Origin of the sequence: Hornefia porci, assembly GCF_001940235.1 — a bacterium.
GTDB lineage: Bacteria > Bacillota > Clostridia > Peptostreptococcales > Anaerovoracaceae > Aminicella > Aminicella porci.
On the sequence record NZ_MJIE01000001.1, the window covers coordinates 1,153,540 to 1,178,889 of the forward strand.

Sequence of the window (25,350 nt, forward strand, 5' to 3'; positions counted from 1 at the left end):
AATCGCTGCACAGAACGGGGCTGCCGCAATGCGGCAGCCCCGTTTTTCGAGCAATTCTTCAGTTCATATCGCTCATATTGCCTAAATCAGTTTCTCCTGCTGCAGGTATTCTCTGGCGACATCCTTCGGCTCCCGGCCCTTGACGTCCACCTGATAATTCAGCTTCATCATCACCTCGTCTGTCAGCTTCGGCGCGAGTTTATCCACAACCTCTCTCAGTTCCGGATATTTCTTCAGCGTATCGGAGCTGAAGCACGGAACGGCGTAGTACGGCGGGAACACATGATCTTCATCCTTCAGGACTTTCAGATTGTATTTCAGCAGCATTCCGTCCGTCGCAAAGGCGTCGATCACATCGACCTCTTTGTTATCCAGCGCGACAAACCTCGGAGAGCCGTCCATCGCCGAAATCTTCCTGAACTTCAGACCCGGATAAGCCTTTTTCAGCGCGTCCATGCAGTCATGGCGGTTCTGGAATTCCAGAGAGCAGCCGAGATGCAGCTGTGACGATTTCTCCGCCAGATCCTCAATTGTCTCCAGATTATACTTTTTCGCGATCTGCTGACTCACTGCCAGGGTATACGTGTTATTGAAGCCGCACTGTCTGGTCAGCGTAATGTTCTGTTTCTTCATTTCCCTGACACAGGTATTGTACACGCCCTCCATGTCGTCAGTGCCGTCATGCTTCAAAACACTTCCGTACAGCGTCCCGGTATAGTCGACGTACATGTCGATCTCTCCTTTTTTCAAGGCCTCGTAGCAGACCTGACTTCCGCCCAGATTCTCCTTCCGGACGCAGTTGATATCCGTATGCGCCTCGATGTAGTCGGAATAGAGGTTCACCAGAATAAACTGTTCAGTGAAATCCTTTCCTCCGATCGTAATTTCTTTGTCCCGCTCCGAAACCATATTATTAATGGCTCCGCCGGCGATTATGGCACAGATAATAATCAGTGCGGTCGCAAGCGTAAACTTCTCTCTCCTGCGTTTCCGCTTCATCTGTTTCCTGGAAAGTCCTCCGGTTTTCTGCAGGCTTATAGGCGTCACGAGTTTTTCCACCAGCCCCATCAGGAAATCCACCAGCAGCGCCAGGATACAGGCCGGAATCGCACCCGCGAGAATCTGGTAGTTGTTGGTTGTCCGGATTCCCGCGAAGACCAGATATCCGAGACCTCCGGCTCCGATAAACGCCGCCATGGTCATCAGGCCCACTGCGGTGACGGCCGAAATCCGCACACCGGCCATGATTACAGGCAGCGCCATAGGAATCTTGACCCTGGTGAGAACCTGCTTCGGCGTCAGTCCGATTCCGTTCGCCGCCTCCACCATCTGCGGATCAATTCCGGAAATTCCCGTATAGGTATTCTTGACAATCGGAAGCAGCGAGTAAATAATCACCATCACGACAGCCGGCAGAACGCCGATTCCCAGCAGCGGAATACCGAGGCCCAGCAGCGCCATGCTCGGAATCGCCTGCACCACATTGGCGGCGCCGATCACCGGCTTGTCCAGCTTACGCACATAACTGATCAGAATTCCCAGCGGAACACCGATCAGAATCGCAATGCACACCGCAATCGCAGTCATTTCAATATGCTCCAGCGTCAGCTTCCAGATCTGTGACGAATGCTCCCCGAAATACACAAACATCTTAATCATTTTTCAGCACCTCCTCCGCCGGTTCCTCCAGATACTGACGGCTCAGTGTGGAAACAAGATTGCTGTTGGTCAGCAATCCCACAAGCCTTCCCAGATCGTCCACGACCGGGACGTTGCTGACATCCGTCTGATCGATCATCTTCAGCACGTCCAGAATGCTGTCCTCCGGATGCGCCGTGTATTTCACCGGCAGCATAATCTCCCTGGCGGGTTTCTCCGGCTGGCGATTGGAATACAGGGATTTCCGGTTGATGATTCCCAGCAGCCGGTCTTCCGCCCCGGTGACCAGCAGAGTATCCACATGACGCATTGTCAGCTTGGTGATGCACCGTTTGGCGGTAAGCTCCGCGTCGCAGGTGACCGGCTCGCGGATCATGAAATCCTCCACTCTGATGTATTCCGGGGAATCCCAGATCCGGTTAAAGCCCACGAAGTTTGCGACAAAGTCATTCGCCGGACGGCGCAGTATTTCCTCCGGCGTATCATACTGCAGGATATGACCGTCCTTCATGATGCATATCCGGTCCGCAATCTTAATCGCCTCGTCCATGTCGTGTGTGACAAAGATCATCGTCTTTCCCATCTTCCGGTGCAGTTCCGTCAGCTCATCCTGCAGAGAGCTTCTCGTCAGCGGATCCAGCGCGGAAAAAGGTTCGTCCAGAAGCACGTACTCCGGATCGTTGGCAAGCGCGCGGATTACACCGATCCGCTGCTGCTGTCCGCCGGACAGTTCGGTGGGGTACCGGTCCAGAAACTCTCCCGGATCCATATCCACCATCTCCATAAGCTTCTCCGTGTTTTTCAGGATCTGATATTCATCCTTTCCTTCCAGCTTCTCGATGATTTCAATGTTCTGACGTATTGTCATATGCGGAAAAAGGCCGCCCTGCTGTATTACATATCCCATGTTCCGGCGCAGCTTCACCTTGTCGATGGATTCGATATTCTGACCATCGATGATGATTTTGCCGCTGCTGGCGGGAAGCAGCCGGTTGATCATTTTCAATGTCGTTGTTTTTCCGCAGCCGCTGGGTCCGATCAGCACTGTCAGCTCACCGTCGTGAAAATCCATGGAAATTCTGTCCAGGACCACGTTGTTTTTGAAGGCCTTTGTGACCTCAATCAGTTGAATCATGCTCTCATCTCCTTATCAGGTTGTGACTCATCAGCTAAAGTAATGGCTTAATTTATACACACTTATCAAATAAAATTATAGCACAGAAATTTGTGCTTTACGTGAACCCGTGTTGTTTCTGTGAAATCCCGGGGTCCCCGGATCCCGCGGATTACTTCTCTGAAGCAGGCCTGTGCTCCTCTTTCCAGAGTTTTCCGGCCACAGGCTCCCACGCCTCGGCATAGGCGTCGCATTTTCCGCACAGGTGCTCCGCGCTCTCCGGACTCATCAGATCCGTGCTCCGGGCGCCCGTTTCCGCTATCATTTTACGCAGATAATCCGGATTTTCCAGCATCGGGCAGGGTCTGAGCAGATTTTCACTGAAGGGCTGCTCCCTCCTGTAGACCCGGAACAACGGCTGCTGAAGGCATTCCAGCAGCGTTTTGCTGTGAATATTCGCATCCGAGTAATGAATAAACACGCAGGGTTCCACATCTCCGTTGGAATTGATATGACAGTAGCATCTGCCGCCGGCGATGCACCCGTGCACCTTGTCCCCGTCATTCTGAAAATCCATGAGCCAGATGGGTTTACCGCCCTCATAGCCTCTGATCTCGCGAATTCGGCGGAAGATATATTCTCTCTGCTCCGGCGTCGGCATCAGACTGACATCAGCATCTTGCCCCACCGGCATATAATGGAAATACCAGGAGAACTGGACGCCCTTGCTGATCAGGAAATCCAGAAATTCATCGCTGGTCACAGCCTCGATATTTTCCTTTGTATAACAAATAGAGGTCCCGTAGACCAGGCCGCTCCGGTTCATCAGATCCATGGCGTCTGTGACCTTGCGGAAGGCTCCTGCGCCGCGGCGCGCGTCGGTGGTCTCTTCGAAGCCTTCAATGCTCATGATCAGGATGATGTTCCTGCACCTGCGGATATCCTCACAGAACTGTTCGTCAACCAGGGTTCCGTTGGTGAAAATCATGAAACCGCAGTCGGAATGCTTTTCTGCCAGACGAATGATATCGTCCCGCCGAATCAGCGGTTCCCCACCGGTCATGGCGTATTCATGAATCCCGAGTTCCTTTCCCTGCGTAATAATGCTGTCCATATCCTCATAGCTGAGGTTCAGCGTATGCTCGTATTCCGCCGCCCAGCAGCCGGTGCAGTGCATATTGCACGCACTGGTCGGATCGAAGAGAATGACCCACGGAATCGGAACGCCCAGCTTTTCTCCGGTCTTCTGGCTCTGCCGATAGCCGGACAGCGCTCCTTCGTATCCGAAGGACAGAAAAATCCCCTTCAGAAATTCCGTATCGCGCGTGTCCAGCAGCCGGCAGAAAAAGTCTGTCCATTTCCCATCCTTGCCGAGCGCCGTTCTGAGTCGGTCAAACGCTTCCGGCGGCCACGTGTTCCCGAGAAGCTTCTCCATCGCATTCACAACGCCGACAAAACCCTCTTCACGGGCGTTCTTTGATTTTTTCATTACACGATTTAATGCGACCTCAAAGGCCTTTTTCTCCGCCGCATGAGCAATTGATGCCATGTTTTCCTCCTCTCCCTGATGCGTACTCAGCAATCGAATGTTTTTGAAATGTCAGCTATCAAAACATAAATGTATCAGCATATTAAAAAAACGGTTACTATGCTTTTATTATACGGTATATCGTGATTTTTTCAAACGACACTATTTTCAATCTGTTCAGGCTGCTGTCCTTTTATATCCAGAAAACGTTGCAATTTCAATGTCAAAAAGAAATTAACCAAGGCGTGCTCCGGGAGCATCGGGCCTCCGCTGTATTCGGTTCAGCCATGGACGCATGCTTTGTCATTCTCCACGAGTATCGATCCTCCGACTGTATTCGGCGCTCGGGAACCCCATGTGCACAAAAAGCAGCAAACAAAAAGCATTCCACGCCGTATGAACGTGGAATGCGATGGCGTAATATATGACGCGTGCTCAGCCAGAGCTGCTGTTCTTCAAGCGCAGCCCTCAGCTCAGTCAGGTCTGTGTATCCCGGCGCTACAGACTTTCCCTGAAAACGCGGATAATTTCATCACGGCTGAGTTCTTTGTAGCCGCCCTTCAGCGGAATCGTCCGATCCGCCAGTTCCTCCAGCATATCCTCACTGACGCCAAGCTCAGAAAGCTTCATCACGACGCCGATTTCCTTCATCCAGTCTTCCATCGCCGCAAGGCCCTCCGCAGCAATTTGTTCCTGCGTCTTCCCTGCCGGCGCGATATCCCAGACGTTCTCCGCGAATCTCGCGAATTTAGCCAATCCATAAGGCATGATATACCGGTAATACGGAAGAGAAACCGCCGCCAGAGTCATCCCGTGAGTCGCTCCGGTGTAGCCGCCTGCCGCCTGACCCAGCATATGCACCATCCAGTCCGTCGTTTTCCCTTTTGCAATCAGTGTGTTCAGCGCCCATGTCGCGGTCCACATGAGATTACTTCTGGCTTCATAATTCTGCGGATCCTTCACCGCAGCGCGGCTCGAATGAATCACAGAGCGCATCAGACCTTCGCTGATATAGTCGCTGGTATTGTCATCCTCTCCGGAAAAGTACTGTTCACAGATGTGATTGAAGATATCATAAATCCCTGCGACCATCTGATACTCAGGCAACGTCATCGTATATCTCGGATTCAGCACAGTGAACCTCGGCATCACATTCTCGCTCGCGAAAACATGCCCGATTTTCTGTTTTGTCTCCTCGTTTGTAATCACGGAGCCGGCGTTCATTTCAGATCCGGTCCCGACCATGGTCAGTACGCACCCTACCGGGACGAGACGGCATTCAGGCTCCTCAAAGCGTACAAAATACTTTTCCCACGGATCCTCCTCACAGTTCACTGAAACGGAAACCGCCTTGGAGTAATCGCAGACGGACCCGCCGCCGACAGCGAGCAGAAGATCGGCCTGATGCTCCCGCGCGATTTCAATCCCCGCGCGCAATTTGGACAGCGTGGGATTCGGCATGACGCCGCTGATCTCTGCGACATTTTTTCCGCTCTCTGTCAGAATGCGGAGCACGTCGTCATAAATCCCGTTCTTCCTGATCGATCCTCCGCCGTACACAAGAACCACGTTGTTTCCATACTTCTGCAGTTCAGTTTTCAGATTGTTCAGTGAATCCTCTCCGAAATAGAGTTTCGTCGGATTGCAGTATGTGAAATTGCCAAACATTTTTATCCCTCCAGTTCGTCATATTCCCGGTCTGTCACCGGTTCCAACCATTCTGTTTCTGTTTCTTCTCCCGGGACCTCCACTGCGATATGGGAGAACCAGCTGTCCTCCTTCGCACCGTGCCAGTGCTTCACCTCCGCCGGGATTGTAATGACGGTTCCGGCCTTCAGCGGGATCGCCGGACGTCCTTCCTCCCGGTACCAGCCCTCTCCCGCTGTGCAGATCAGGATCTGTCCGCCTCCGCTCTTTGCATGATGAACGTGCCAGTTGTTGCGGCAGCCCGGTTCAAAGGTCACATTCGCCAGGAAAACAGGCGTCTCCCCGGGTTTTGTCAGGGGATTAAGAAAGCTGTGACCTGTAAAATATTCCGCAAACGCATCGTTCGGCTCTCCTCTGCCAAACATGTTCACTTTGTCAAACGCCTCTTTTTCCGTATACTTCATTCTGCCTCTCCTTCATAAACTTCCTTTGCCAGACGGAACGCCGCCCACGCCTTCGGCCATCCCGCATAAAACGCCACATGGGTGATGACTGCGGCCATCTCCTTTCGGCTCACTCCATAATTTTTCGCGTTCAGGATATGGAACTTCAGACTGCTGTCGGTCATTCCCTGTGCGATCAGTGCAGTCACTGTAATCAGGCTTCTGGTCTTCAGGTCGATATCCTCATTGTTCCAGTTTTCTCCGAACAGGATGTCATCATTGAAATGAGCAAACTCCGGAGCGAATTCCCCCAAAGCATCCCGTCCTGCCGTCTGCTTCACTGCCATAATTTTGTCCTCCCTCCTTCAAATCCATTCGCGGAATACATCTTCCGCATTCTTCGCATCGCCGCCCCGGATCGCCAGGCCGTCCTCTACTTCCGCAGTCGGGCAGAGCTTCTTTATATCGCGGAGACTTCTTCCCATTCCGCTGCCTTCATGGGTGCAGAACGGCTTTATCGTCTTTCCGCCGAAATCGAAATGCTCCAGAAAGGTGAACACTGCCATCGGCATGGTGCTCCAGTAATTCGGATATCCCAGATAAATCACGTCATAACCGCTGATGCTCTCCGGCCACTCCGACAGCTCCGGCCGGGCGTCCTCCTCCTGATCCCGCCGCGCCTGCTCAATACACTCGTTGTAATCTTCCGGGTAAGGCTGCTTCTGTTCAATCCTGAACAAGTCCGCTCCCGTGAGCTTCTGCAGAATTCCGGCTGCCACCTCGGTGTTCCCGGTTTTCAGCTTCTGAATCCTTCCGTTTAAATAATTTTCGTCTGCTCTTGAATAAAACGCAATCAGTGCTTTTCCCATATGCTTTGCTCCTTTCTTTGCACCCTCACTGTATCACGATTCTGATTGACAGGGAATCTCCGAAATGTTACCATAGTATAAACTATACGTTTATACTCATATAGGTTAGCAGGTCTAAAACGCCCTTTTTCATCACGCAGGAGGTTCATTATGTATAATCCGCTTTTAGATACATTCCTCGCTGTCGCGGATTCCGGCAGCTTCACCAGAGCCGCGGACCGGCTGTATATTTCCCCGACCGCCGTCATGAAACAGATGAACGCACTGGAAAAGCATCTGGACCTGAAACTGATCGAGCGGAGTCCTGCCGGCGCGCACCTGACCGAAGCCGGCCGTATCATATACCGAAACGCGAAATTTCTGATCGATTATTCCCGCAAATCCGTCGAGGAGGCGATGGCGGCGACACGCGCCCGGGACACCACATTCTGCGTCGGAACCTCCCTGCTGAATCCGGCAAAGCCTTTCATGGATCTCTGGTATCGCGTCAACAAAGATTTTCCCGATTACAAGCTGCACCTGGTTCCCTTTGAGGACGACCACAACGGAATCCTCTCGGAAATCGACCGGCTGGGCGGAAAATTTGATTTTCTGATCGGCGTCTGCGACTCGAGGACATGGATGTCCCTCTGCAGCTTTCAGCCTCTCGGACGCTACAAAAAAATGGTCGCCGTGTCCCGGGAGCACCGGCTCGCCTCCCGGACACAGATCACTGTTGAGGATCTGTACGGGGAAACGCTGATGATGGTACCCCGTGGAGATTCGGGCACCAATGACTTTATCCGCAACGACCTCGAAACCAACCATCCAGAAATCCACATCGAGGATACGTCTCCGTTTTATGACCTCTCCGTATTTAACCGCTGTGCGGAAACCGGAAATGTGCTGCTCACCATAGAATGCTGGCAGAATGTACATCCCGGACTGAAATCCATCCCCGTCGCCTGGGAATACAGCATCCCCTACGGTCTGCTGTACAGTCTGAACGCTCCCGACGATGTGCTCCGGTTCGTGGACGCCGCCGCGGCGCTTTATCCGGAAGACTGAATTTACGGTTCATACGCGCCGCCGCGACGCTGCAGTTTGTCGTTCATTCGCGGCCGTGTCCGTAAGGCCGGCACGCCGCCGCAGTCTCCCGCTATATACTTTTCCTTTTACCTTCAATCAGATTTAAATATTAGATATCCTTCCCTCCGTCTGATATAATCAGAGCATCAAATAATCTACTAAGTTAATAGGTTTATTCCAGTTTTGAAACCGGAGGTTACGGAATGGCAAAAGAGCTCTTTCATACACATCGCGCACTGATCGGCTTCGACGAACACGGCATCCCCACGGTTATCGCGCCGGCTCACAATCATAAGACAGACGGTGACGGCCGTCCTGCTCCGACTGAAGCGGAATTCACATCCGATTACCGGCAGGCTGTCGCCGCATACCGGAAGACTTTCCCCTCACGTCAGGAGGTTCAGGAAAAAACGCCCGATCCCGCAGTCCGGGATCTTTTGTCCTATGCCGGTGAAAAAGGCATCGAGACTCCCTTCGACCGGTTCGATCTGCAGAAGCCGCACTGTACGTTCGGGCTAGCGGGAACCTGCTGCAAGGTCTGCAACATGGGCCCCTGCCGAATCACAGAGAAAAGTCCGCGCGGCGTCTGCGGTGCGGACGCCGATCTCATTGTCGCCCGAAATCTCCTGCGGTCTGCGGCCGCCGGCGTGGCGCAGCACGGCATCCACGCGCGGGAAGTAATCCTAAGCCTGAAATGGGCGGCGCAGGGGAAACTGGATTTCCCGTTAATCGGAAAACAGAAAATCCGGGATACCGCGGCCGCCTTCGGAATAAAGACATACCGCCGCCCGACCCGAAAGATTGCAGAGGATCTGGCTGACATTCTGCTGCAGGACCTTTCCCGCACAGAACCGGAGGCGTATCAGACCATCTCCGCCTGCGCCCCGCCCGAACGACAAAGGATCTGGAAAGGCCTGGACATCCTTCCGGTCAGCGCCTACCACGAAATCGCAGAGGCTTATCACCGCACCGGCTGCGGTGTAGACGGCGACTGGAGAAACGTCATGCAGCAGTTTCTGCGCTGCGGTCTCGCCTTCACCTTCAGCACTGTTCTCGCCTCCGGCATCGCCACAGACTGCCTGTTCGGCGTCGGCGACCGCGTCACCTCCATGACCAATGTGGGCGCACTGAAGGAAGGCTTTGTAAATATCGCGGTTCACGGCCATCTGCCTACGCTGGTCAGCGCCATCGTCGCTGCGGGACAAAGTGAAGAATATCAGGCGAAAGCCCGGGAAGCCGGAGCCAGGGGCATCCGGTTCTACGGAATCTGCTGCAGCGGTCTGGCCGCCATGTATCGTTACGGCGGCGTGATTCCGCTGTCCAACGCGGTAACGGCAGAGCTTGTACTGGCCACAGGAGCTCTGGATCTGTGGGTCGCGGACGTGCAGGACGTGTTTCCCGCCATCATGGACGTGGCAGACTGCTTCCGCACCCGGGTCGTTACAACCAGCGATTCCGCACGTCTTCCCGGGGCAGAGCACATCGCCTACGATCACCATCATTCCAACATAGGAGAGACCGAAGCAATTGCCGGTGAAATTGTGGACCGTGCCATAGAAAGCTTTCGGAACAGAAAAAACGTTCCGCGCCATATTCCGGAGCAGGAAATCGAAGCTGAGGTCGGCTTTTCCGTGGAATATATCCACCGCCGTTTCGGCTCTATGCGTCCTCTGGCACAGGCTCTGAAGGACGGACGGATCCTGGGAATCGTCAACATGGTGGGATGCAGCAACACTAAGGTTCCTTATGAGAGAGACATCGTCGAAGTCGCAGAAACTCTGCTGAAGCACAATGTTCTGATTCTCACCAACGGCTGCGCCTCATATCCGCTGATGAAACTGGGATACTGCCGGAAAGACGCCCGAAAACTTGCCGGCAGCACACTCAGCGAATTCCTGAAGCCGGATCTACCTCCCGTGTGGCACGTCGGAGAATGTATCGACAACGCCCGCTCTTCCGGGATATTCGCGGGGATTGCAGGAGAACTCGAGACTCCTCTGCGCGACCTGCCCTTCGCCTTCTCGTCGCCGGAATGGGGCAATGAGAAAGGAATTGACGCCGCGCTGGGATTCCGTCTGATGGGGATCAGCTCCTATCACTGCGTGGAGGCGCAGATCCACGGCTCCGCCAACGTAATTCATTTTCTCAAGGAGGAGACAAAGACAACACTGGGCTCTTCCATGATCGTCAATGTGGATCCTGCCGCTCTCGGCGAACAAATCGTATCCGACATGCTGGAAAAGCGAAAACTCCTCGGCTGGTCCACACCGGAAACTCTCGAATAAATCGCATCATGAACAAAAGAAAGTGAGAATGAACAAAATGAAAAAGAAAAGCAGACATAACGGTATCAGCCATCATTTCAGGCTTCGCCTGACGCAGAGGAAAATACTGGCTTCACTTCTGATACTCGCCATGATCACCGGTCTCTCCGCCTGCGGAAAGTCCTCCGGAGGCACGAACACAAAATCCGGAACCGACGCATCCGAATCAGGGAAAACCACAGTTACACTGGGCTACCTTCCCATCACTCACGCCCTGGCCGTTTTCGAGGAAAAGGAGCTCCTGGAGAAAGAAAACAGCGACGTCCGGATCAAACTGCAGAAATTCAGTTCCTGGTCCGACCTGACCGACGCTCTGAATTCCGGTAAAATCGACGGAGCGTCCGTGCTGATCGAGCTTGCCATGAAGGCGAAAAGTCAGGGAATTGGTCTTAAGGCTGTCGCACTGGGTCACCGGGACGGTAACGTTCTGGTCGTCGCAAAAGACATCCGCTCCGCTGCCGATCTGAAAGGAAAGAAGATTGCAATTCCTCATACTCAATCCTCACACAACATCCTGCTTCAGGAGGCTCTTGCGAAGAAAGGTCTCACCGGCAGGGATGTGAGCATCGTCCAGATGTCGCCCGCCGAAATGCCCTCTGCACTCAGCAGCGGCTCTATCGCCGGCTACTGCGTGGCAGAGCCCTTCGGTGCGCAGGCTGTGGATAAAAAAATCGGAAAAGTCCTGTACTATTCTGAGGAACTGTGGCCTGATTCCTTCTGCTGCGGCCTCGTTCTGACCGACCGTTTCATCAGTGATCATCCGGAGCAGACCGAAACACTGATCCGGGTATACAAGGAGGCCGGAAACAAGCTGGAGAGCGGCGATACCGCCTTGAAAACCGCAGAAAAATATCTGGGGCAGAACAAATCCGTACTGAAAACCTCTCTGAAATGGATTCACTTTGATAAGCTTTCGATTACAGAAAGCGCCTACAGGCAGCTGAGCGACCGGGTAAAAAAATACGGCATCAACGAGAACCCTCCCAACTATAAAGACTTTGTCTATCAGGCGAATGGAGACGACGAATGAAAAAGAAACTGAACACTCTCCGGCACATCATCATCGCATACGCCGTCCTTCTCGCGATATGGCAGCTTGCGGCCTCCTTCAGCGGCGTGAGCTCCGCGCTGTTTCCGTCTCCCGGCAGAGTTCTGCTGGCCTTTCGGGAGCTGACCGTGTCCGGACTTTCCGGAAGCTCGTCGGATGCGACTTTGTCAGTGCATATCCGCGACAGTCTCCTCCGGTTCGCCGCAGGCTATCTCCTGTCCGCAGCCGCCGGGATCACCGCAGGGCTTCTGCTGGGCTGGTTTCCGAAAGCATTCGCTTACGTCAATCCGGTCATTCAGCTGATTCGGCCCATCGCTCCGGTCGCATGGCTCCCGTTCCTGGTTCTGCTCGTCGGAATCGGGGATCTGCCGGCCGTCACGATTATTTTCATCGCCGGATTCTTCCCGATTTTACTGTCCACAGCGTCTGCAGTACAGAATATTGATCTGGTATATCTTCGGGTCGCGGGGAACTTTGGGCTTTCCCAGAGGCGCACCCTGACCCGCATCGTATTCCCCGCGGCGTTCCCGCAGATTGCCGGAAGTCTGCATCTGGCACTGGGGACCTGCTGGATCTTTCTGGTTTCCGGCGAAATGGTGGGGTCACAGACCGGACTGGGATTTCTTATCATGGACGCGAAAAACTGTCTTCGGGCCGACGCTCTGCTGGCCGCCATCATCACTATAGGCGTCATCGGATTCCTTCTCGACCAGCTGATCGGACTTCTGGAGCGCAGCTTCATCTCCGCGCGCGGACTGGGACCACAAAACAACAAAAGGAGGTCATGAACTCACTGTGTATATTGAAATCAACGACGTATCGGTAAATTACGATAAACCCGGGGCAGACTTTCCGGCTCTCGACCACATCAGCCTTTCCATCGACAAAGGTGAATTCGTCTGTCTTCTCGGACCGTCCGGCTGCGGCAAAACAACGCTGCTGAACGCCGTCGCCGGCTTTCAGCCGATCTCCGGCGGTTCCATCACCATTGACGGAAAGCCGGTGACACGGCCCGACATCCGCTATATCACTATTTTTCAGAATTACGGACTTCTGCCTTGGAGAACCGTTGAAAAGAACGTAGAACTGGGACTGGAATCGAAATCTGTCCCAAAGGATGAACGGCGCCGGATCGCGAACCACTATCTGAAGCTGGTCGGACTGGAGAATTTCAGCCGTCACCGCCCCCATGAACTGTCGGGCGGAATGCAGCAGCGTGTCGCCATCGCAAGGGCGCTGGCGGTCGATCCCTCTGTCATCTATATGGACGAACCCTTCGGGGCCTTGGACGCCATCACGAGAATGCAATTACAGGATGATACCCGACGGCTGTCCGTCGAGGAGCATAAAACGATTCTCTTTGTCACCCACGACATCGACGAAGCCGTGTACCTGGCCGACCGCATTGTAATCCTGTCTCCCAATCCGGGCAGAATCAAAAGCATCGTCCGTATCTCCATGCCGCACCGGCGCGATCGCACCTCCGGCGATTTCATTCTCGCCCGCGACAAAATCTTCCGGCTGCTTAACATGAAGTCCGAAGAAACCATCGAATACTACATCTGACGATGAAATGCCGCTCAGCACCGTGACAGGAATCGGCATCAAAGCCTGCCTCCCGGTTCTCACCCCCCTGCGGGGGTGTGCCGCGGTGCTGAGAACAACTTACGCTCGACACTTATTTCTGTTCCATCCACATGACCTCCCCTATTACAGGTTGAAGATGTCAATTTGCAATGAAAAACTGATAGCATACAAGTATGCCAATAACGATCCATAGAATCATAGCTATGGCATGAAGCTTTGGCCGCTTAGCGTTATTATTTCTTATTATCACGACTTCAAATATCCCATAAATAATCCAAACGATAAGGAAAATAAAGTTAAACATTACTGACCTCCTGCTTTTTAACAAGTTTACATTTCATTTTCCCATTTCGATACTGATATCCCTGAACCCGCTGCCCGCCTTGCTTTTTATAATACGTCCAGATTTCATATGAACCTGTTATTTTTGTATAGCCCCACGCTATCATGAACGTGAGGCTCTGTAGGATTCGTTATTTCTTCTCACTTAGAATAACGTTCTGAGAATTATTTCTTAGAAGTTTAATTGCAGATATTAAAGATGACAGTGCTAGAACAAAGATTAAAAGAGCCAATCGTTCTGTCTCAATTTCTAAAAAAAGTATCCCTAATATCGCTACAACAATGATTATTTGCGAGAAAAAGATAATGCAAACCAATTCTTTTTCGGATGGCTTTTGGATCAAGCCCGAATTTGTTCTATTTTTCATAGCTGGCCTCCCATTCTCTGCTGGTGCATATGTTTTATAAGCGTTACCATTGAATGCAACGATACCAGGTTTCCTTTTTAGTATCACCCTTGTAATTAACCTTTGTATACCACGTATATTTTATTTTTGTTACAGTAAGACGTTTCGGTTTAATATATCCGCTAGTGTAATTTTTATGCGTATAGCTTTTGGTTTTACCGCTGAACCCTTTCGCTGTCGGCTCAGTATCTAAAAGGTCATATCCTGCTCCAGATGCCAAAGCTGCATATCCGTTTAGCGCCCGCAAGCCCCAACTGACAACAGGAAATCCGCGTTTGCATGAACCAGGCATCTCCAATTCTTTTTACCGGGAAACCCCGTTCTATCAACCGAGAACGACTATCCCTATCCACAAAAACGGAATCCAGAGAGAGCAGATCATCCATGCTTTTTCTGTTCGGGTAAGTTGCTTCCAATCGATCTTTAAGTCAATGGCAATCACGATAACGCAGATACAAATAATCAATATTATTCCGGATTTTATCCAGATACTCAGATTCTTCATCAATCCGTACCACTCCAATAGTGAAGTTATCAGGTAGTATATTGCGAGTAAATACTCAATATTCTTGTCTCTCGTCCTCATTTGTGCTGATTCCTCTTGTATTCGAAAGTCTTCATCCATATGAACTGATTAATGCGTGCTCAGCTATCGAATATGCTTGAAATATCAATAATACAAAGAGCATATTCGGTAGCCTGCCGCAAGGTTTTCAAGCGTTTCATCCGAAAACTCTGCGGCAGTGGGATTCGGAAACGGTCGAATCCCTGAGCACAAGCATCAATTAGTGTCTGCCGGCGCACCCTTCCATTGGATGGTGCGCCGCGGCGCTGCTGACAAACTGCCGTCAGCGCCCATTAAGTTCCCGTCGGACTTAATGAACAGACACTAATTACGATATTTTACTGACAACTGTTACGTTCTCATTCTTAGGAATATATCCACTATTTTTTCCTCCGTTTCTCCATCTGAAAACAACTGCCACTTTTGCGTACTTTTTGCCAACTTTCGCATATACTGAATTCCACGATGCATACTTGTACCCGGAATAAGTTTCATTAATAAACACGAAAGTTTTACAAACTCCGACTACAGGTTGTTTGTAGGAGGCCGCGGTTTCGACTAACCCTGTGCAAAGTTTAAGGGCGCCCTGTTCTGTATACTTATCTCTCAAATCCTTGACTCCCGCTTTCTTGAGGTAGTAAACACTCGTCTTATTTGGATGAGATGCTGAACCGGTAACAACAGGATACGCTGTATTTTCGTCAGTGTTAACAATTTGCGTTAATGTGGTTCCATTAATCTCATACATAGTTTCAACAACTTCTCCATTTGCATCTTTCGCCCATGCAGGATCAATTGTGCAAACAGTTTCATCCTGGTCATTTACTACAAAAATCTGACCACAATCATATTCATCGAATTCATCATTGTAGTCATAGTCCTTGACCAATCGGTATCCCTCAGGCAAATCAAATGTGAAATCATATTCCTTAGGCGCATTTGCGTTATTCATGGCAACCAGAGTCTTTACGGACTCACACAGTGTCCCACTATTTTCTTCTTTCAGTGCCTGTACGCCGACCGACACATTCGCTCCGGTAGAATTATAGACAACCGTTTCATTATCCGTAAGAACGCCCCCCTACCCTAGAAACGAATTCCGGCAAGTACATCACGATGTTTTCTCCTTCATATACCTCCGCAATTACCGGAGCACTTCCACTTACAGGAATCTCAATGTTAATTCCATCACCCTTTGCGAGGTACAAATCTTCCTTTTTTTCAATATCTGTATTGATTTCACTAACCCCAGCTACTTTTTCAATAGAATCTGCGATTGCTTCCGCGGCAATCTCTACACGAGTTGCGGAATCTGTTGCAAATGCGACTGTGGTTATACTAAATCATAACGCAAATGTTAATATAAAAACAATACTCTTTTTCATTTTTTCATCTACAATTTTCTCTTTCGCTCTCTTTCGCATTACTTCTAAGACGCGCGCTCAGAGTATCCCGATCAGATTTTGTAAAATGCGTAAATTACAGAATTCCCAAAGTTACTTCCCATCGGAAAACCGGCTCATCTGCTCTGTCTCTCATGTTATTATTTCTCTACCCATACATAACTTGTCACCTCCCTTAAATTTTCTACCTTCACTTATATAAACGCAAAAATATTTAAAAAGGGGCAGTCCTCCGAATCTTTTTTGCATGTATCTTGTATACTTTTCCCTGCAAATCCCCGTTTTCTCGTGTCATTTCCTCTGAACTCCACTACCTCTTGACACCATCATAATTCAGGATAATAATTGACAGTAGAATTGTATAGATTTATAACACTGAAACCTCAAATTTAACGTATATATGAATCCTGCTAAATTACGTACATAATAAGGCTTCCAGATCAATGCATAGCCCTATAGTGCCTGAAATACTGGCTTTGCGCAATATTTTGTATTCGAAACCCTTGATTTAGCACTACATATCTGGTACACTTATTACGTAATTAACGTATATATTCGAGGTACCAAAATGAGCATTCCGCAATCGATCAAGGAGAAAAAGCCTGCACAATTCGGAGCGGTGGAGATCCGCCGATTCGGTGACGACAAATATTATGTCTACCAGATCTCATCCAAATGGGATCCCGAAAAGAACCGTCCGAAGAAGGTAACTGGCAAAAGCATTGGCAAGATCACCGAGGCTGACGGGTTCATCCCTAATGCCAACGGACTGAGGCTGATGGCAAAGATGCACATCGCCCCTGATGTGGCACCAGTAGTAAAGAACTATGGCGCATATGAGTTGATGCAGCAGCTCTCTCCTGATCTCAGTGATCAGATCAAGACATTCTTCCCGAACATGTTCCGGGAGATAAGAACGATCTCACTGATCAGACTCGTGGACAGGGTCTCGTCTGCAAAGATGATCCAGCCGGTTTTCCTTGACTCATATATGAGTGACATTTGCGGGGACATCGCAGCATCTGAGACATCCGTGCGCAGATTCGTTTCTAAGCTTGGCACCATGCAGGATACCATCGATGCATTCATGAGGTCCCGTGTCATGCCGAGCACGACTCTGCTGTTTGACGGCACTTCGATCTTCTCAAGGTCGCAGGACTCGCTGGCGGTCAAAGGATACAATCCTGATCACAGCCGGAACACTCAGGCTCGCATGCTGTATGTTTTTGAGAAGGATACTCACATGCCGGTCTTCTACCGCATTCTTCAGGGATCGATAGTTGACAAGACGGCATTCATCGATACGGTAAAGGCGTCCGGGTGCAGGGACTGCATCATCATTGCAGATAAGGGTTTCTACTCAAAGAGGAACCTTTCTGTGCTGATGGAGGCTGGGATGAAATATATCCTGCCTCTGCAGGACAACACCGTGAATGTTGAAAATTCCTTCTATGAAGACAAAGACGACAACAAATTCGATGATGTGTTTTCCTACAACCACAGGCCTGTCTGGTACCGAAAGAAATCCAGCGGTAACAAGGGCAACTTCATATACACGTTCCGTGACGACATACGCAAGGCAGAGCTTGTCGAACGCTATGTGGTCAAGGCTGAGAATGACTACGGCGAAGAAGACCGTAAGCCAAAAGATGTCCTCAAGCAGATCCGTATGGGATACTTCTCATTCTGCAGCAATCTCGACGTGGAGCCGCAGGAGATATATCTTGCGTACAAGCAGCGCTGGGATATTGAGCAGTGCTTCGATTACCTGAAGAACAGCGTCATCTGTTCTGCATCTCATGCACGCACAGATGATTACTTCCGTGGCTGGGCGTTCCTGAACCATATAAGCCTGTTGTATTATTATGGCTTGCTCAATGCACTCAGAAGCACCGGGCTTGACGAACGCTATTCAGCCGAGGATGTCCTGAAGCTGGTAAAGAACATCTACAAAGTCGATGCCGGCGATGCCGAAGGGTACCGCGTTTCAGCTATCCAGAAGAAGACTCATCGTGTGCTGAACACACTCGGAGTCGACCTATTACGTGAAAACTAATGTTTCAGTGTTATAATTCAAATAGCATATTTAATTTGTGTAGTAGTATAAGGATGGGAGGTCGCAGATACTATGATGATAAAGATGACAAGGATGAGGTTGCTGTCTGCATTTATTGTGCTGGCAATGTTGATGACATTATTGCCTGCAAACTATACTTATGCTTCAGATACAATCATTGTTCCAAATAGCGATATTTCGATGAGGGTAATTGATGCAAACAAACTTGAAGTGATTGATGGAGATACTATCAGCAAAATATCAGTTGAAGAGGTTGACAGTAATGTTACAAGAATATTTGTTTCGGAGCCTGGTGTGCCAGATAAGGTGCTGATTGCGAATTCTGAAACAGGAACTGTAACGACAGAAGAGGGGCGGACTATTATCGCCGCTGATGTTGGTATTGACAAGCAAATAAACATAAAACAATCGGCAGCATCATATAAAAGTAAGACGAAAACCAAGAAGTATTCTTATGCAAAAATCAAGAATGCGCTTGGTGGAACGGCAACGGTAGCGGGCGTTGCGGGGATGATTATTGCATTGCTCGTTGCTGCAGGATTCTCGGTTCCAGGCATGCTTTCGGTTCTTTGCACATTTTTAGGTGGAATTCCAGGGCTCATTTCTTATGTGATGAAAGGTTCGTCGAAGCATGGAGTATCAGTTAAGTTAAAAAGTTATATGAGAACCCTGCATCGTGGGGGAAGACATATAAGGTCGAAGCTTGGAAAATTGTTGGAGTGAGCAAGTACTAATGTGGGGGGCACGTATGAATATCAAAGAATCTATAATTAATGGGATGATAGTATTCAGTTCTATATACATATTTGTATGTGCATTCATTAATCTGCTCGGTGACATAGACCATTTAAATCTTGTTATTGTAATTGGGATGATAGTGGTGTCTTCGTTTGATGTATTGCTACTAATTGTCAATCTCTCAAAGAACTATAAAAAAATGGTCTCGTCAAAAAAAGCTGTTATTTTTATGTGTGCCTCACTAACGATCATGTGGAATGTTATACTGCTACGGTCGATAGTATTACTATGATTCAGTGGTAATGGACTCATAGATCTCTATGTGGACAAAAAAAGCGGCCGGCACTATACCGTTTCCGAAAGCACAACGAAAGATCTTACGCTTCACATCGACACGGAAGACGGTGATTTGGAGAAAGTAAATTACAGGATCTACGAGGTCTACGTTCATGAATACAAGAAAACCGGTCGCTGTACCGTCTATCTGAAAAAAAATAAGACCACGATCATTATCAACGGCGACATCAGCCGGGAGGATGCCTTCGCAGTCATTGACAGTTTCAGAGATTGAGTTCGGAGACTATGACAGTCGTGATTATAAATGCCGCATCTGTTGTCAGCTGCGATTCCCGTATCTTTTTTTCTAATCTCCGGTTAGAAATGTGCGCCGCCGGGCACACCACGATAAAAGGACTGCGACAAACTAATTCCTCACAGTCCTTTTCTCTGTTCTGCATAAATGCCGTCAGCAACGCCCGTTCACTGATTCTTCTGTTTCCTGAGAATCGCTTCCCATTCCTTCACGATGGACCGATCCTCGAAATAATCAATCCGCATCGCCTTCCGCACGCGGCCCAGGGTCTCGTTGGTGGTTTCCACCGCTTTCTCTGTTCCGGCCTTCAGAATATCATAGACAGTATCGATGTCAGCCTCCCACCTCGCGCGTTCCGCGCGGATCGGACCCAGAGTTTCCTCGAGAACACTGATCAGGAATTTTTTGCAGGTTCCGTCGCCGAGTCCGCCCCGGCGATAGTGCTCCTTCATCTCATCCAGATCCGAGTATTCCGGGAGATACTCTGCGAAATGGTCCTTTGTACAAAAAGCATCCAGATAGGTAAACACAACATTCCCTTCGATATGCCCCGGATCCTCGACCCTGAGATGCTGCGGATCTGTGAACATGTGACCGTTAACCTGTTTCTTCACGGCTTTCGGCGTATCCGACAGATAGATGCAGTTCCCCAGGGATTTGCTCATCTTCGCCTTGCCGTCCACGCCCGGAAGTCTGCGCTGCGTCTCGTTCTCCGGAATCATGGCCTTCGGCAGGACAAGCGTCTCTCCGTAAACACGGTTGAATTTCTCTACGATCTCGCGGGTCTGCTCCAGCATCGGCAGCTGATCCTCGCCCACCGGAACCACATTGGCGTTAAATGCGGTGATATCCGCGGCCTGGGATACCGGATAAGTGAAAAATCCCACGGGCAGGCCCTCGTCTGCGAAACCCCGCATCTGGATCTCTGCCTTGACGGTCGGGTTGCGGGAAAGGCGCGCTGTCGTCACCAGGTTCATATAGTAGAAGGTCAGCGCATGCAGCGCCGGCAGCGCCGACTGAACGCAGATCGTTGTCTTCTCGGGATCCAGTCCCGCCGACAGATAGTCCAGAACCACATTGATGATATTGTCCCGGATTATTCCCGGATCGTCAGCGTTATCCGTCAGCGCCTGATCGTCGGCGATCAGAATGTTGATTTCATCATATTCGCCGGAGTTCTGCAGCTCCACCCGCCGCTTCAGCGATCCGACATAATGACCGAGGTGCAGCCGTCCCGTGGGGCGGTCGCCGGTCAGGATAATATTTTTCCCCATTGCGAAAGTTCTCCTCCAGATTTTCATAAAGTCAGGGCTTCCGGCCCCGTCCTTCTGATTTTATCACAAAGCGCCGCTTTCTGAAAGGGGTGCTCCCGGACAAATTCTATTTCCTGCGCTGCGGAACAAATTAATGCGTGCCCTGCCGCCGAACTGCGCCCCGCGCGTCACTCATGCACAATCAGCTCCAGCACGTCCGGACGGGAGTAATGCCCCACCGGATCGTGTTCCATCCGGCACGCCGCCGGCAGATCCATATCCAGATCCGCGTAAATAACCGCTTCCTCATCCCATACCGGCTCCGTCACATATTGCCCGAAGGGATCGATAATACAGCTGCCGCCCCGGCACACAATCTCAGGCTGCCGGTCAATCGCCTCCTGCTCGTTGAGGTCAGAGGGATAGGATTCACGTCGGACGAGCATATCCGCGTTTACAAAATAACATTTTCCTTCGATGGCAATATGCTGAATGGTGGCCTGCCACTCCGGATTATCATTTGTGTTCGGCGAAATATAAATCGTGATGCCTTTCTGATACAGCGCCACCCGCGCCAAAGGCATATAGCTTTCCCAGCAGATCAGGCTTCCCATGGGTCCCCAGGGCGTCTCGGTGACAGGGAAAAAGCCTCTGTCCGCATCTCCGTAGACGACCCGTTCCGTCCCTGTGGGCTTCAGTTTACGGTGCACCTTATATGCTCCGTCCGGCTCGAAAATCACATTGCTGTTGTACAGCGTTCCGTTCACCGCGTCCCGTTCGGAAAATCCGATGCTGATGTACGCGCCGGTCTTCACTGCCGCCTGCGAAAGCCTCTCGAACTCCGGTCCTCCGGCAACCACGGAAGCGTCGTAATATTTCTTCCAGTCCTGCCGTCCCTCCTCCGTCCGCTTTCCCATACTGAATCCGAAATTCATTCCGATGGGATAACCCGGGATGAACAGCTCCGGAAACACGATCAGTTCAGCTCCGTGCTCCGCCGCTTCTTCGATAAGCTCCAGCGCCTTCTGCACACAGGCCTCTTTCCTGAACAAAACCGGTTCCGCCTGGATCAGCGCAATTCTGCAGTCTTTCCTGACATCCTTCATTTCCTGTCCTCCGTTTCTTTCCTCTGTCCCTTTCAGCAGTTATCAGCGTCGCAATTCTCCCGCAAGCTCCCTCAATCCGTCGGGATCCGTTATCACGATTTTGCCCCGTCCGGTCTGAAGCAGACCGTCCTCCGCCATTCTGCGGACGACGCGGGCCACCACCTCCCGTGCGGTGTTGATCTCACGCGCGATCTGTTCGTGGGTAATCCGGATCTCCGGAAAGGTTTCTCCTCCCTGTCCGTCCGCGCCGGAAGTTTTCACCGGACAGGTCTGCTTCGGCACATCGCTCCGGACGCCCGTCCCGCTCTGCTCCGCCGCGTCTGTGAGAAACGCCGCGATCCTCTGATCGATTCCGTAAAAGAGAATCTGCTGGATCGTCCACATGACGTCGGAGAACCGGTCCGTCAGAAGCTCATAGATAAAGCTCCGGACGTAGATGTTTTCTTCCTTCAGTCTGCTCAGCACGGAAGTGGGAATGATCAGAATGCGGCTGTCCTCCTCGACACTCACCTGCGTCTCAAAGGTAATCTGATACATGATGCAGGACGCCGTCAGCACATCGCATTCTCCCGTACGAATATGGTACAGCGTAATTTCTCTTCCCTCTTCGGACATCATGTGCGCCCGCAGATCGCCGGCAATCACCGCGATAAATCCCAGGCACTCGCCCTCCATCGCACGCAGCACACTGCCTTTTTCACAGACGCGTATCGCAGAAGCCCTGCGGACCCTGTTTTGTTCCTCCTCTGAAAGCCTGTCCCAGAAGGGAAGACGTCTCAGCTCTGTCTGCACCTCGTTCACTGTACTTCACCTCTTTTACAAAATCCTGTCTTCTTGTATTCTACAGGATTTCGGGTGCGGGCACAAGAGACGGATCCCGCAGTTCCTGTAAAGGCGGATCCCGCAGTTCCTGTAAACGAACGCGGGATGACGCTCTGCCCGGACGGATGCGCAGGCTGTGCAGGCAGACCGCGCCGATCAGATAAACAGGTTGACGTTCGAATCCTCTGCCTCTCCCAGATAGGTGCCGACGCCGCCGATTTCCACTCCGTCGATGAGTTCCTCCTTCCGGATTCCCATGACGTCCATGCTCATCGAACAGGCGATGATGCGGACGCCCATATCCATGGCCTTTTTCATCAGCGCCTCCAGCGAATCGATGTTCTTGTCCTTCATGACGCGCTTCATCATGGCGGTGCCCATTCCGCCCATGTTCATCCTGCCCAGCTTCAGCTTTCCGGCTCCCCGGGGGAGCATTCCGCCGAACATTCCTTCGACAAAGGATTTTTTCACCGGTTTTTTCTCCGGTCTGCGGAGAGCCGTCAGTCCCCAGAATGTGAAAAACATCGTAACCGGTCTGCCCATTGCCAGCGCGCCGTTCGCGATGATGAACGACGCCAGAACCTTATCCATGTCTCCGTCGAAAACGATGATTGTTTTTCCCTGCGGCCCGCTGCCCGGAATACCGGCGGCGTTTTCTCCGCTTTCACGGCACTCACACAGATGAGAGTCCGGCTCACAGGACGACCGTCCGCCCTCTGTCGTACCCTTCCGCACACACGCGATGTATTCTTCTCCTTCTTTCCCGCCGGAAATCAGCGTATTTCCGGTCTTCCTGCACCAGGCGGCAATATCCTTTGTAAAACCGGGATCCGAAGCAGTCACCTCCAGCACATCCCCGTCTTCCAGCTCTTTCATGCTGTTGAACACTTCCATAATCGGACCCGGGCACTGCATCCCGCAGCAGTCCAGAGAAACGCGGCGAGTCGGCTGCGTCTGTGTTCCATCCGCGGCTCCGTCAGTTCTGCTTCCGGCCGTGCCCGCAGACTCCGATGAAGCTCCCGGGTCTGCAGCATCTTTGTCCGCAGACTTCCTGTGTGTCGAAGCATAAAATCTTACGCCGCCGGGATAAACAAAGACACGGTCAAACCCGTGCTGCGCCAGGATCCTCGCGCCTGTATAGGCCCGGACTCCCACCGCGCAAAATGTGATATATGTCTTCTCCGGATCCAGTTCTCCCAGCCGTCTCCGCAGCTGCCCCAGCGGAATGTTCACTGATCCCGGAATTTCATAGGCCATCACCTCGGCTTCCTCCCGGACGTCAAGAAGCACCGCTTCTGAGTCGGTATCCGGCGTATTCCAGTCACAGAACCGCGCTACGCGGCGGATCACATTCTCCGCCGCGAACGCCGCCATATTGACCGGATCCTTCGCGGAGGAGTAGGGCGGCGCATAGGCCAGCTCCAGAGCTTTCAGATCTGCCACCGAAGCTCCCAGCCGTATCGCGGTTCCGATCGTATCAATCCGCTTGTCCACGCCCCGGCTTCCCACGATCTGTGCTCCGAGCACTCTGCCTCCGTCCTTTGTGAAAATCAGTTTCAGCATCATAGGCACAGCTCCGGGATAATATCCGGCATGGGAATTCTGAGCGACGAGAACCGTTTCATACTCTCTGCCTTTTCTCCAGCCGCGGCGCTGAAGAGCCTTCTCGCCGTTTCCGGTGACAGCCGCCGTCAGGTCGAATACCTTCGCGACGGAAGAACCCTGAGATCCGCGGTAGACCTCCTCTCCGCCGGCAATATTATCCGCGACGGTTCTCCCCATTTTATTGGCGGGACCTGCCAGCGGCACCATCGCAGGTTCTCCGCTGACGATGTCCGTCACCTCAACCACATCTCCTGCGGCGTAAATGTCCGGATCCTTCGTTCGGAGAAATTCGTCAGTGATAATCCCGCCCCGCTCATTCAGGGCAAGGCCGGCGTCCCCGGCGATTCTGCCGTTGGGCCGGACGCCTATGGACAGAATCACCATATCTGCCTCAACACGCTTTCCGCTCTTCAGATGCACCGCAACCCGTGACGCCTCCTCACGAAAATAATCAACTCCGTCCGACAGTCTCAGTTCTACTCCGTTCTCCTCGAGATGCTCATGAAGCAGCTCCGCCATCTCCCTGTCCAGCGGCGCCATAACCTGATCCATCGCTTCAATCAGCGTGACCTCAAGCCCCGCGTGGCACAGATTCTCCGCCGTTTCCAGACCGATGAATCCTCCTCCGACGACGGCTGCCGTTTTGGCTCCCTTTTCCTTCACCATGGCGTGGATCCGATCAGTATCCGGCACCGTCCAGAGCGTCATAATCCGCTCAGAATCAACACCCGGAATCGGCGGTCTCAGCGGAGAAGATCCCGTCGCGATGACCAGCTTGTCATAGTTCTCGCGATACTCCCGGTTTTCCCGGAGATTACGGACCGTCACCTGCTTCGCCTCCCGGTCGATGGACAGAACCTCCGATTCCGTCCGGACATCCACATTGAACCTGGACTCCATGGTCTCTTTCTTTGTTACAAACAAAGCCTCTCTCGAGCGGATCACTCCTCCGATATAATACGGAAGTCCGCAGTTCGCGTAGGAAATATATTTCCCGCGCTCCAGCAGCACGATTTCCGCGCTCTCATCCAGCCGGCGCAGTCTTGCCGCGCAGCCTGCTCCCGCCGCAACTCCTCCGATAATAACGGTTTTCATAATAAATCCTCCTTTGCGCTGTCAGAAGTCAGTTACCGGTTTTCATCGTAATGCGTGC

The 25,350-nt window shown here is 51.6% G+C and carries 21 protein-coding genes; 8 read left to right on the forward strand and 13 right to left on the reverse strand.

Going from position 1 to position 25,350, the window contains the following annotated elements:
* Positions 1-81: 81 nt before the first annotated feature.
* The 7 genes from BHK98_RS05460 to BHK98_RS13345 form a co-directional block, all read right to left on the reverse strand.
* Positions 82-1,659, reverse strand: a complete 1,578-nt coding sequence (locus tag BHK98_RS05460; RefSeq protein ID WP_075712548.1) for an ABC transporter permease/substrate-binding protein — start codon at positions 1,657-1,659, stop codon at positions 82-84.
* Positions 1,652-2,794, reverse strand: a complete 1,143-nt coding sequence (locus BHK98_RS05465) for a betaine/proline/choline family ABC transporter ATP-binding protein (protein WP_075712549.1) — start codon at positions 2,792-2,794, stop codon at positions 1,652-1,654. Before BHK98_RS05465 ends, BHK98_RS05460 begins: the two co-directional genes overlap by 8 nt.
* A 151-nt stretch (positions 2,795-2,945) precedes the next feature.
* On the reverse strand, positions 2,946-4,322 hold the full coding sequence (locus BHK98_RS05470; protein ID WP_075712550.1) for a radical SAM/SPASM domain-containing protein: 1,377 nt from the start codon (positions 4,320-4,322) through the stop codon (positions 2,946-2,948).
* 477 nt (positions 4,323-4,799) lie between these two features.
* Entirely contained in the window at positions 4,800-5,969 is a 1,170-nt protein-coding gene (locus tag BHK98_RS05475) for an iron-containing alcohol dehydrogenase (RefSeq protein ID WP_075712551.1), read from the reverse strand.
* 2 nt (positions 5,970-5,971) lie between these two features.
* Positions 5,972-6,412: a cupin domain-containing protein gene (locus tag BHK98_RS13335; RefSeq protein WP_075712552.1), complete on the reverse strand. Its 441-nt coding sequence runs from the start codon at positions 6,410-6,412 to the stop codon at positions 5,972-5,974.
* The gene (locus tag BHK98_RS13340; protein WP_075712553.1) at positions 6,409-6,738 is read right to left on the reverse strand and encodes a carboxymuconolactone decarboxylase family protein; all 330 of its coding nucleotides are present in this window, start codon (positions 6,736-6,738) and stop codon (positions 6,409-6,411) included. Before BHK98_RS13340 ends, BHK98_RS13335 begins: the two co-directional genes overlap by 4 nt.
* A gap of 18 nt (positions 6,739-6,756) precedes the next feature.
* Positions 6,757-7,260 carry a flavodoxin gene (locus BHK98_RS13345; RefSeq protein ID WP_075712554.1) on the reverse strand — a complete coding sequence of 168 codons (504 nt, stop codon included), beginning with the start codon at positions 7,258-7,260 and terminating at the stop codon, positions 6,757-6,759.
* A 150-nt stretch (positions 7,261-7,410) separates the two neighbouring features.
* Between BHK98_RS13345 and BHK98_RS05495 the strand changes: the two genes are divergently transcribed.
* The 5 genes from BHK98_RS05495 (at position 7,411) to BHK98_RS05515 (ending at position 13,266) form a co-directional block, all read left to right on the forward strand.
* Positions 7,411-8,307 carry a LysR family transcriptional regulator gene (locus BHK98_RS05495; RefSeq protein WP_075712555.1) on the forward strand — a complete coding sequence of 299 codons (897 nt, stop codon included), beginning with the start codon at positions 7,411-7,413 and terminating at the stop codon, positions 8,305-8,307.
* Between the two features lie 224 nt (positions 8,308-8,531).
* Entirely contained in the window at positions 8,532-10,613 is a 2,082-nt protein-coding gene (gene cooS / locus BHK98_RS05500) for an anaerobic carbon-monoxide dehydrogenase catalytic subunit (RefSeq protein ID WP_075712556.1), read from the forward strand.
* A 28-nt stretch (positions 10,614-10,641) separates the two neighbouring features.
* Positions 10,642-11,682: an ABC transporter substrate-binding protein gene (locus tag BHK98_RS05505; protein ID WP_342718754.1), complete on the forward strand. Its 1,041-nt coding sequence runs from the start codon at positions 10,642-10,644 to the stop codon at positions 11,680-11,682.
* Entirely contained in the window at positions 11,679-12,488 is an 810-nt protein-coding gene (locus BHK98_RS05510; protein WP_075712557.1) for an ABC transporter permease, read from the forward strand. Before BHK98_RS05505 ends, BHK98_RS05510 begins: the two co-directional genes overlap by 4 nt.
* Before the next feature lie 7 nt (positions 12,489-12,495).
* Positions 12,496-13,266 carry an ABC transporter ATP-binding protein gene (locus BHK98_RS05515; RefSeq protein ID WP_075712558.1) on the forward strand — a complete coding sequence of 257 codons (771 nt, stop codon included), beginning with the start codon at positions 12,496-12,498 and terminating at the stop codon, positions 13,264-13,266.
* 494 nt (positions 13,267-13,760) lie between these two features.
* Here the strand turns inward: BHK98_RS05515 and BHK98_RS05520 are convergent, their stop codons facing one another.
* Together BHK98_RS05520 and BHK98_RS05530 are read right to left on the reverse strand one after the other, a co-directional pair.
* Complete coding sequence (locus BHK98_RS05520) at positions 13,761-13,997, reverse strand: hypothetical protein (RefSeq protein WP_075712559.1); 237 nt, start codon at positions 13,995-13,997, stop codon at positions 13,761-13,763.
* 932 nt (positions 13,998-14,929) lie between these two features.
* The gene (locus BHK98_RS05530) at positions 14,930-15,553 is read right to left on the reverse strand and encodes a hypothetical protein (protein WP_143404541.1); all 624 of its coding nucleotides are present in this window, start codon (positions 15,551-15,553) and stop codon (positions 14,930-14,932) included.
* Between the two features lie 1,019 nt (positions 15,554-16,572).
* On the opposite strand from BHK98_RS05530, the gene BHK98_RS05535 reads away from it, so the two are divergent.
* The 3 genes from BHK98_RS05535 to BHK98_RS05550 all read left to right on the forward strand — a co-directional run bounded on the left by BHK98_RS05535 (position 16,573) and on the right by BHK98_RS05550 (position 19,390).
* Positions 16,573-18,060 carry a transposase gene (locus tag BHK98_RS05535; protein ID WP_075712257.1) on the forward strand — a complete coding sequence of 496 codons (1,488 nt, stop codon included), beginning with the start codon at positions 16,573-16,575 and terminating at the stop codon, positions 18,058-18,060.
* A 72-nt stretch (positions 18,061-18,132) separates the two neighbouring features.
* Complete coding sequence (locus tag BHK98_RS05540; protein WP_075712562.1) at positions 18,133-18,804, forward strand: hypothetical protein; 672 nt, start codon at positions 18,133-18,135, stop codon at positions 18,802-18,804.
* 337 nt (positions 18,805-19,141) lie between these two features.
* Positions 19,142-19,390 carry a DUF4367 domain-containing protein gene (locus tag BHK98_RS05550; protein WP_075712564.1) on the forward strand — a complete coding sequence of 83 codons (249 nt, stop codon included), beginning with the start codon at positions 19,142-19,144 and terminating at the stop codon, positions 19,388-19,390.
* Between the two features lie 188 nt (positions 19,391-19,578).
* Here BHK98_RS05550 and trpS read toward each other — a convergent pair whose 3' ends face one another.
* The 4 genes from trpS to BHK98_RS05570 all read right to left on the reverse strand — a co-directional run bounded on the left by trpS (position 19,579) and on the right by BHK98_RS05570 (position 25,292).
* Positions 19,579-20,685, reverse strand: coding sequence for a tryptophan--tRNA ligase (gene trpS, locus BHK98_RS05555; protein ID WP_075712565.1), 1,107 nt, complete (start codon positions 20,683-20,685; stop codon positions 19,579-19,581).
* Between the two features lie 167 nt (positions 20,686-20,852).
* The gene (locus BHK98_RS05560) at positions 20,853-21,770 is read right to left on the reverse strand and encodes a carbon-nitrogen hydrolase family protein (RefSeq protein WP_075712566.1); all 918 of its coding nucleotides are present in this window, start codon (positions 21,768-21,770) and stop codon (positions 20,853-20,855) included.
* A 42-nt stretch (positions 21,771-21,812) separates the two neighbouring features.
* Positions 21,813-22,571, reverse strand: a complete 759-nt coding sequence (locus BHK98_RS05565) for a Crp/Fnr family transcriptional regulator (RefSeq protein WP_143404542.1) — start codon at positions 22,569-22,571, stop codon at positions 21,813-21,815.
* Between the two features lie 177 nt (positions 22,572-22,748).
* Positions 22,749-25,292 carry an FAD-dependent oxidoreductase gene (locus BHK98_RS05570; protein ID WP_202816871.1) on the reverse strand — a complete coding sequence of 848 codons (2,544 nt, stop codon included), beginning with the start codon at positions 25,290-25,292 and terminating at the stop codon, positions 22,749-22,751.
* Positions 25,293-25,350: the final 58 nt, after the last annotated feature.